General features: G+C 61.9%; 9 protein-coding genes and 1 pseudogene. 2 read left to right on the top strand and 8 right to left on the bottom strand.

What is annotated here, in order from left to right; all coding sequences use genetic code 11:
• The 5 genes and pseudogenes from ACFX4T_RS25370 to ACFX4T_RS25350 form a co-directional block, all read right to left on the bottom strand.
• Positions 1-302: pseudogene (locus ACFX4T_RS25370) on the bottom strand (hypothetical protein); the annotation flags it as partial.
• Positions 289-960 carry a DUF6318 family protein gene (locus tag ACFX4T_RS25365; protein WP_377655161.1) on the bottom strand — a complete coding sequence of 224 codons (672 nt, stop codon included), beginning with the start codon at positions 958-960 and terminating at the stop codon, positions 289-291. The pseudogene ACFX4T_RS25370 and the gene ACFX4T_RS25365, both read right to left, overlap by 14 nt.
• A 110-nt stretch (positions 961-1,070) precedes the next feature.
• Positions 1,071-1,448, bottom strand: a complete 378-nt coding sequence (locus ACFX4T_RS25360) for an RNA-binding S4 domain-containing protein (protein ID WP_377655159.1) — start codon at positions 1,446-1,448, stop codon at positions 1,071-1,073.
• Positions 1,449-1,604: 156 nt separating this feature from the next.
• Positions 1,605-2,708 (bottom strand): sulfite oxidase, encoded by a 1,104-nt coding sequence (locus tag ACFX4T_RS25355; RefSeq protein WP_216927479.1) that lies wholly within the window; start codon positions 2,706-2,708, stop codon positions 1,605-1,607.
• Positions 2,709-2,870: 162 nt separating this feature from the next.
• Positions 2,871-3,905, bottom strand: coding sequence for an aldo/keto reductase (locus ACFX4T_RS25350; protein ID WP_377655157.1), 1,035 nt, complete (start codon positions 3,903-3,905; stop codon positions 2,871-2,873).
• 290 nt (positions 3,906-4,195) lie between these two features.
• On the opposite strand from ACFX4T_RS25350, the gene ACFX4T_RS25345 reads away from it, so the two are divergent.
• On the top strand, positions 4,196-4,687 hold the full coding sequence (locus tag ACFX4T_RS25345; RefSeq protein WP_377655155.1) for a flavin reductase family protein: 492 nt from the start codon (positions 4,196-4,198) through the stop codon (positions 4,685-4,687).
• Here ACFX4T_RS25345 and ACFX4T_RS25340 read toward each other — a convergent pair.
• On the bottom strand, positions 4,684-5,565 hold the full coding sequence (locus ACFX4T_RS25340) for a hypothetical protein (protein WP_377655153.1): 882 nt from the start codon (positions 5,563-5,565) through the stop codon (positions 4,684-4,686). The genes ACFX4T_RS25345 and ACFX4T_RS25340 overlap by 4 nt on opposite strands.
• 186 nt (positions 5,566-5,751) lie before the next feature.
• On the opposite strand from ACFX4T_RS25340, the gene ACFX4T_RS25335 reads away from it, so the two are divergent.
• Positions 5,752-6,156 (top strand): YchJ family protein, encoded by a 405-nt coding sequence (locus tag ACFX4T_RS25335; RefSeq protein ID WP_223947135.1) that lies wholly within the window; start codon positions 5,752-5,754, stop codon positions 6,154-6,156.
• 4 nt (positions 6,157-6,160) lie between these two features.
• Here ACFX4T_RS25335 and ACFX4T_RS25330 read toward each other — a convergent pair whose 3' ends face one another.
• Together ACFX4T_RS25330 and ACFX4T_RS25325 are read right to left on the bottom strand one after the other, a co-directional pair.
• The gene (locus ACFX4T_RS25330) at positions 6,161-8,125 is read right to left on the bottom strand and encodes an acyl-CoA dehydrogenase family protein (RefSeq protein WP_223947134.1); all 1,965 of its coding nucleotides are present in this window, start codon (positions 8,123-8,125) and stop codon (positions 6,161-6,163) included.
• Positions 8,126-8,188: 63 nt separating this feature from the next.
• A complete protein-coding gene (locus ACFX4T_RS25325; RefSeq protein WP_223947133.1) occupies positions 8,189-8,491 on the bottom strand; it encodes a hypothetical protein in 303 nt (100 codons plus the stop codon).
• Positions 8,492-8,810: the final 319 nt, after the last annotated feature.

The following is an 8,810-nucleotide window of genomic DNA, read 5'->3' as shown; positions in this document are numbered from 1 at the left end:
AGGGCCAGGCAGCCGGGGTCGACGGTGTCCGGACCGTCTGCCCGGCAGTGGGTATCGGCCATGTACTGGTTGGGGTCGTCAGCGGCGGAGGACGTGGTAGCTCCACCAGCGCTGGGTGTGGCTGTCCCCGTCGTCGGGTCAAACTCCCATCTGGATCCAACGTCTATGGTTCCGGCGGTTTTGTTAGCCGTAGCCCAGTCCTCTTCATTCTGGGCGGCCCTGCTGAGCGGCGACGTGGCTAACAGGCCTGCGATTAGGGTAGGTACCAGAGCGAGCCTCCATGCATAATCAGCGAATGACACCCGTGTCAACCACCTTCCAGCTCGTTTGGAAGGTGGCAACCACAACAAAGGCATCATTCGTTTCTGCATCTGCCTGACGTCCCTCGGTACCGTCTGCGTTGTAGTAGTTGATGGCGTCTTGAATAACCTGGACCTGGGCTTGATGGGTGTTCTCTGTGTCGTCCCAAACAATCTCAATCGTTGGGATACGCACCTTTCCGCCCACTAGCCAGCGGCCATTCTTGTTGCTGTCCGTTGAGGCTTTTTGGAAGTATGTGCATGCTTGGCATTCGGGAGTGCTCAGTGTTCGGAGGTTTGAGATGTCGCCCGTCTCGTCGGCATAGTTACCGACTGCGTACCAGTACCGGATAAACGCCTCCAGCCCGGCCTTCGAGTTCTCCTTCGCCAACTCGGGCATCACGGGCACTGGCACATTCTCGGCCTTGCCCTTCGCGTCGGCCGGCTTGTAGACAGCGGCGGGAACGGCGCTCCCCGAAGATTCAGTAGCCGAAGGACCTGGCGAGAAGACCGCCGAGGTGGGTGACGCCGTCGTCGAGCTTTCGGAAGGAGAACCGCCGGGCTGGCCGCCCTGACAGCCAGTGAGCAGCAACGCGGCTGTGAGTCCGAAGACCGCTCCTTGAACACGGGCACGTGAAGAAAAGGCAAAAAGGCGTGACATGACAGGCTCCCCCAGCAACTGTTTGGCGATGTGTCGGCCAGTCTAGGCGGGGTAAAGGGGCGGTTTCACTTCGAAGAGGACCGCTTGTGGATAACTATCACGAATGGCCGCTAGCCGCGGAGCTTCTCCATGTCCCGCCGGTCCTTCTTGGTAGGCCTGCCGGCACCGCGGTCGCGCTGGAGAAGGCCGAGCTTTGGCGCCACCGGACGCGGCGGAGTGTGGTCCGTGAAGCAGTGCGACGCGGCCTCGGCGCCGACACGTTTCGCGATCAGTCGCCTTACTTCGAGGATCCGCTCCCAACCGGATTCGCGGACCCTGATGGTGTCGCCGATGATCACGCTTTGCGAGGCCTTCACCGGATTGCCATTGATACGGATGTGGCCAGCGCGGCAGGCAGCGGTGGCCGCGGATCGGGTCTTGTAAGCGCGGATCGCCCACAACCAGGCATCCACCCGGACATTCGCTGGAGATGAAGACGGGATACTCATGATTTGAACGAGTCTAGTCCGGCGTGGACGGGTCAGCCGAGTGATAAGAACGGCGAGATCGCCGGAAAGCTGTGAGATCGCCGGAGAACTCCCGGCGATCTCACAGTGTTCCAGCGATCTCGAGGAAGCCGGACGGACAGCCCGGACGCACAAGCCCTACCGAACTGTCACCTCAACCCGCTGGGCCATGTTGTTTCCGATGCCTTGGTAGTTCCACACCTGGTCGCTGGGCTGCAGCGCACCCGAGGAATCCATCGCACGGCACCGCAACTCGTGTTCGCCCGGGCTCGCAACCCACACCATGGTCCACGAACGCCAAGCAAAGTCACCTACTGCGGGTTCCAGGTGGGCAGGCATCCACTCGCCGTCGATCCCCACCTCCACGCGTTCCACTTCGCCGTGACCGGACCAAGCCCTGCCGCGCAGCATGACTGGGCCGGCATCCACTACACGGCGTCGGGTGAAGAAGTCAGGGATCCCGGGCGGCACCATGAGGGAGCGGACGCGAATGTGCGTCACGGGCAATCCCGGCCCATCGGGTCCCTGAAGGTAGTGATAGGCCACCGCCTGTTGGAACCCCATAAACCGTGAAGTCACTGCCTCGATGGACGTCAACCACTTCACACTTGCCATGCCATACCAGCCCGGTACCAGCAGCCGCAGCGGGAAACCGTGCTGGATCGGGAGCGGATTGCCGTTCATGGCGTAAACCAGCATGACTTCGGGGTGCATCGCCTCGGCGATCGAAAGACTGCGGGCGTACGGTTCCTCGACGCCACCCTGGATGCCGCTGTCGGCGCCCGTAAAGACAAGTTCGACGGCGTCACTCGCCAGACCTGCCTCTTCCAGGAGGGGTGCCAAAGGAGTTCCGGTCCACTCCGCAGTGCCTACGGCTCCCAGCACCCATGGCTGGCTGAGGGGACGTGGCTGCAGGAGCGAGCGCCCATTTCCGGCGCACTCCATGGTGACCGGCATGGTGACAGCTGGACGCGATTTGATGTCGTCGAGGCTCAGTTCCAAGCTGTGATTAACCGCCCCACCGAGCCGCAGCCGCCATGTCTCGGCGGAAACGTGCGGGATATCGAAGTGAATGAGCAGGTAGTGCAGGCCCGCTGGCGTGATGTCGTCGTGGAGGGCTTCCAGCGGCATTGAATGGTTGCGGCCGGAGAGCTGCAACTCTTCGTGGGTCAGGGGACCTTCGGTCGGCTGTCCCGGGATGACGGCTTTCGCCGCGTCTTGCTTGACATGGGGTTTGGACATGGGAGGCGGCGTTCTACTGGACCTGACGCTGCGGGCGTGCCGCAGCACTTAGGACAAGGATCACGCCGGGGCCCAATGCCGTCAATAGGTGACTGTGAGGCCTGCTCGACGTGCTTCACGAGGACTGAAGCGCGCAGACCGGGCCCCACAACGGGAGACGAGCTACCGACGTCGAAGTTCCGGGTACTCCAGGTGGGGAGCAACCGTGCCGGCATCCCGCTCAAGGAAGTTGACGGCGGGGGCCACGATGTCATCGATTTCATCCAAAACCGCTTCGCTGAGCACCACATCGGCGGCCTTCAGATAGTCCGTGAGATGGTCTTCGGTCCGTGGCCCAATGATCACACTGGTGACGGCGGGATGGTTCAGTGCAAAGGCAACAGCAAGCTGGATGAGAGTCAGTCCGTACCGTGCAGCCAGCTGTGCGAGTGCGTCCGCCGCATGAAGCTTGCCCTGGTTGAAGGGAGCAGTCACATCAAAACGCCCTGGCAGAGCAGAGAAGCGTGAGCTTTCGGGTTGGCCCGCGCCAACGCGGTAACCGCCAGCCAGCCAACCGCCGTCGAGCGGGCCATAACTCAAAACCCCGACGCCGTACTGCTGGGTGATGGGGAAAACGTCGCGTTCGTTGGCGCGAACCAGAAGCGAATAGGGAACTTGGTCCGCCACAGGAGGCGTCAAGTGGTTGGTGTTCGCGATCCACTGTGCCTCGACGAGCTGCGCCGGACTGAACACTGAGGTGCCGTAGTAGAGGATCTTGCCCTGCCGCATGAGATCGTTCAGGGTGGTGATGGTCTCAAGGAGATCGGTGTTGTAGTCGGGACGGTGCGCTTGGTAGAGGTCGATCCTGTCCGTGTTCAGCCGTCTCAAGCTGTCCTCCACAGCCCGGACAATCCACCGACGCGAATTTCCGGCATGCGCTGGGTTGGACCCCATCTGGCCATGGAATTTGGTGGCGAGAAAAACGTCGTCCCGCCTTCCTTGGATGGCCTGGCCCACCACGACTTCGGCCTCACCCTGCGAGTAAATATCGGCGGTGTCGATGCTGGTGATGCCCCCGTCTAGCGCCGCTTGGATGATGCGGATGCTCTCCGCAGGGCCCGTGGGAGCGGTGCCGGTGCCAAAGTTCAAAGTACCCAGGGTGAGAGGGCTGATCAGGGCGCCAGTGCGTCCAAGCGTTCGTAGCTCGTTGAGGCTCATGTCGGCTTCCTGTGGTGAGTCAGTGGTTGGACAGTTGCGGGCCTGAAGTTGGGTCAACCGTCATCAAAAAGGATGTCCAATCGAGGCTACACAGGGCCGTGGGACGCCCAAATGCAAACGGTAGAACTTCTTCGTTTTTCGTCTTGCGAGGTAATGGAAGCGGCCTTACTTCGCGACATTTCTTGACATGCGGCAACGCAAATGTCTTTCGAATCAACAAATATTGCCGTTCCCGGAAGCGGGTGAATTATGGAAAGGAACTCAGGCAACGCACGATAGGGGACAGCAAAATGACACAGACCACCGTGGAAGAAACAGCGGCCATCAAGGCTGCATTTGCGCAGTTCCCGTCCGGAGTGGCTGCTTTTAGTGCCATGGTGGATTTCACGCCGGAGGCCCTTGTGGCATCGTCCTTCACTGTGGGCGTGTCATTGGAGCCGCCGTTGGTGATGTTCGCGGTGCAGAACTCCTCCACAACCTGGCCTAAGCTCCGGCAGGCCAGCAGGCTGGGGGTATCCGTTCTTGCTGAGGGCCAGGAAGCGGTCTGCCTTCAGCTGTCCTCCAAGACCCGGGACCGTTTCGCCGGATTGTCCACCAGCGTCAGTGACTCAGGGGCCGTTCTGATCGACGGCGCGGTGCTGGGTTTCGAATGCGAGGTTGTTTCCGAGACGCCAGCGGGGGATCACGCGATCGTTGTCCTTGAGGTCAAGTCGACCACCATCAACCACGAATCCAAGCCGCTGATCTACCACGGAGCATCGTTCCGGCAGCTTGCTGCTTAGGAGTTGCGGTTGGCCCCGCTGAGCGAACCCTTGCGGATCGGGCTCGAAGACTTTCCATTCTTGGATGTGTTCGGGCCCGATTTCTTCGGGCTGTTCGCTTGGGTGGGGCCGTTCCCTTGCCCGGACTTGGTGGATTCAGGACCGGACTTTTTGGGACTGTTGCCAGGAGGCTGGTGCGCGTCCGGGGTCTTCGGGGCGGGCGGTTCGTCTTTGCTGGACGGCGGTGTTGGTTCGCCCACCTCGCGGACCGTCACCTTGATGGCGGGCGGTTCCTCTGCCTTTGCCCGCGCGGCTGCCCTCCGGTCAGCTTCCGCGACGGCGTCGGCCCAGTCCTTTGCAAGAACGGGGGGTTCTTTACTGGCGGCCACAAGCAAGGGGTGGTGGGCGGTCTGCGTTTCGACCACTTCCTTAACCTGGATCGGCCTGGGCACCTTTTTCGGGCCAACCTTCCACGCACCGTCCTTGACGGCGGAAGTGGCATCCGAGACGCGGCGTCGAAGATCGCCAAGGAGGTCCTTCTTCGGCTCCGCAACCACAGGATTGGGCACGGGATGACCTGCAACCTCGGCAGTGGAACCGGTAGGGACGTAGGCAAGATCTTCAAGAGGTGACTCAACAGCGTGACTGGAGTGCTCGACGTCGTCACTCGCCGGTGCGGGTACGTGTTCCGGAGCCGGGGGCAAGTGGACGATGGTGACTGTGTCCTTCTTGGGGAAGATGCCGACCATCGCCAAAAGAATCACCGACACAAGCCGTCCCACTCCGGCAACTACCAGAGTGATGATGATGACCAACCCGAGTCCCAAGAACATGAGGATAGCCATCCCCACTGTGCCCAAATATGTCAGGTTGATGGCGAGTGTTGTCGGATCCTCCACGTAGCCTCCCCTGGCTGTCGTTTTGCGATGCGCGCATTGCCCACCAAGCTTGCACATCTAGCCTACGGTCCAGCACCGACGGAATCACGCCCCGCGCCACCCTCTGGCAGGGTTGTTTCGAAGCTGTTATACGGCGTGGGAAAATATGTTGCCCAGCTCTCATTTTCAGCCTCAGATTGGGACCCAGTGACCCCTGATTTCAACCGACTCCGCGACGGTGCGTGCCCCTGCCTTTCCGGTGAGCAGTATGACGATTGTTGTGGGCGCTTCCACCGGGGTGAGGCCGATGCGCCCACAGCCGAGCAGCTTATGCGTTCCCGGTATTCGGCGTTCGTCATTCTGGATCCGGAGTACCTCCGGCGAACGTGGCACGCCTCAACCCGCCCGGCTTCCCTGGAACTGGACCCGGACATGCAATGGCGCAGGCTCGACATCCTGGGCACGTCCAAGGGTGGGCCCTTGGACACCACCGGGACTGTTGAGTTCGCCGCGCATTACCGGTCCGACGGCGAACGCGGAGTCCAGCGCGAACACAGCCGTTTCGTACGCGAGGACAAGCGCTGGTACTACGTGGACGGTGACGTCCTGTAGGGGGCTACCGATACTTGCGGTGCAGGTTCTCCTTGCTTGATGCGCCTGGGGAAGCATCGGCGATCCACGGTCCGGTTCCTTCGGACTGGTCCAGGACCCCGGCCTCAAGCCAGGCGTAATCCCCGGCGAGGACTTTGCGCGACAGCTGGTGATCGCCGTCGTCGGTGTTCCGCCATAGCTGGTCGAAGTATTCGTCCACCCGCACGCGCGCCTGCTCACAGTAGGCGTCGGCCAGCTCAAAGGCCGCCGCGCCGTGTTCCGGGTGGGTACGGAGCAGCATTTCGGCCCGGGAGCAGCATGCTGCCATAGCGAACAGTTCGGCGCCGATGTCCACGATCCTGCCCAGGAACGCTTGTTTGTGTTCGAGCTTCGCTTGCCAGCGGCCCATGCCGTAGAAAGTCTGCCGGGCGAGCCGCCGCGAGGATCTTTCAACAAACCGCAGGTGCTTGCCCAAGCGCCCGAACTCACCGTAGGAGCGCGGATCCATGCCTGCTCCGGCTACTAGTTTTGGCAGCCAACGGGCATAGAAACCTGAAGCCCCGACGGCGGCCCTCGCCTTGTCCTGCAAGCTGGCGTCCGCTGAGGCGAGGTCGCCCGCGGCGGCAAGGTGCGCATCCACGGCTTCGCGGGCGATGAGGAGTTTCATGATCTCGCTGGAACCCTCGAAGATCCGGTTGATGCGCAGGTCCCGGAGGAGCTGCTCGGCCGCCACGGCGCGCTCCCCTCTGGCTTCAAGGGACTCGGCGGTTTCAAAGCCACGGCCGCCGCGTATCTGAACCAGTTCATCGGCGATCCGGCAGCTCAGTTCCGTGGACCAGAGTTTGGCCAGTGCTGCCTCAATGCGCACGTCCTTTTGGCCGGCATCTGCCATCTCCGCCGACAGTTCAAACACAGCTTCCAACGCGAAGGTCGTGGCGGCGATGAACGCAATCTTCTTTCCTACGGCCTCGTGCTTGCCCACCGGGCGGCCCCATTGCGTACGCGCGTTTGACCATTCGCGGGCAATCTTCAGGCTCCATTTCCCAGCGGCAACGCATAGACCGGGGATGGAGAGACGTCCAGTATTGAGTGTGGTGAGGGCTATTTTGAGGCCTTGGCCCTCGCGGCCCAGACGGTTCTCCACCGGCACGCGCACCTGGTGGAAACGGGTCACGCCATTCTCAATACCGCGCAGGCCCATGAAGCTGTTCCGGTTTTCCACCGTGATGCCGGGAGAGTCCATCTCCACGACGAACGCTGAGATGCCGCCCTTGTGCGTGGTGCCGTCGGCGTCGGTGTGGGCTGGAACCCTTGCCATGACTACCACGAGTTCAGCGATCACCCCGTTGGTGGTCCAGAGTTTCACGCCGTCCAAAAGGTAAGACCGGCCGTCGTCGGATAGTACGGCAGTGGCGCCCATACGCGCGGGGTCGCTGCCGACGTCGGGCTCCGTCAGGAGGAAAGCGGTGATGGCGCCGGCAGCGCAGCGCGGAAGGTACTCCTGTTTTTGCTCCGGCGTGCCGAATTCCTTCACGGGCTCCGGAACGCCAATGGACTGATGCGCCGAAATGAGTGCGCCAAGGCTCGGATGGACGGAGCCCACCAACGCGAGTGCGCGGCCGTAGTAGACCAGGGACAATCCCAGGCCGCCGTACTCGCGCGGGATTTTCATGCCGAAGACGCCAAGGTCCGCGAGGCCTGCAAGGTACTCGTCCGGGATCTTCGCGTCGCGTTCGATCACCCGTCCGGACATGGACCCGCAGAACGCCTCGAGCTTGGCCATGAACTCTTCGCCGCGCTCCACGTCCTCCGTTTTGGCTTGTGGCCACGGATGGATCAGGCTGAGGTCGAAGCTTCCCAAGTACAGGCCCTTGGCAAAGCTGGGCCGGTTCCATTCAGTTTCGCGGGCGGCTTCGGCGACGGCGCGGGCTTCTTCTGCTGTGGCGTTGACGCTTGCGGCGGTGAGACTGCTGTCAGTAGCGGACGTCATTTGATAACTCCTCTAGCCGGTTGTTGCCGGTGGAGCCAGGGTCCGCCTCGGGTGGGGAACCCTTCAGCTGTCCCTCAATGCTACCCGCGAGTAGCTACCCGTGCTAGGGGAAACCTGGGGCTGGAATTCGGCCGGGATTTCCACTTGTCCTGCGTGATGGACCAGGCTGTCCCACGCAAAATTGATGCCATGCACCAAACCGCCCAGGACTGCCTTGACCGTGTACCAGGCCATTCCCATGGCGCCGATGAGAACGATAGTTGCTATGGCTGCTACTGCGATGAACGCGACCAAAATGGCGGCGAAGGCCAGCGTTCCAATGAATACGTAGGTGGCTGTTTCCAGAGCGGTAAAGTCGAAATCCATGGTTCCCCCTATGCGGCAGTGCGTGGGTAGACGCCGCGTGGCTGCGTCGATGATCCGACACTAGGGGTGGGCGTAGTTTTCGGCCAGCACAGAACCGCGTCGCGGCCGTGTCGATATGGGATCGAAACCGAACCGGGCGGTATGTTACGGAATGGGCACGGCGGCGGGGCTCCTCCCGGCCCCCGCCCACCCAACTAGGTCGCAGCAGTGCGCGTTTTGAGGCGTCTAAACGCGCACAACTGCGACCTAGTTGGGTGTGGGGGTTTTGCGGTGAACTTGTTCGGGGGAGGTTTCGCTTCCCGCCAGGTTTTGCAGCAAC

Source organism: Paenarthrobacter sp. YIM B13468 (genome assembly GCF_042788025.1).
GTDB lineage: Bacteria > Actinomycetota > Actinomycetes > Actinomycetales > Micrococcaceae > Arthrobacter > Arthrobacter aromaticivorans.
Note: the sequence above shows the minus strand (reverse complement) of the source record. Positions and strands in the feature narration are given on the sequence as shown.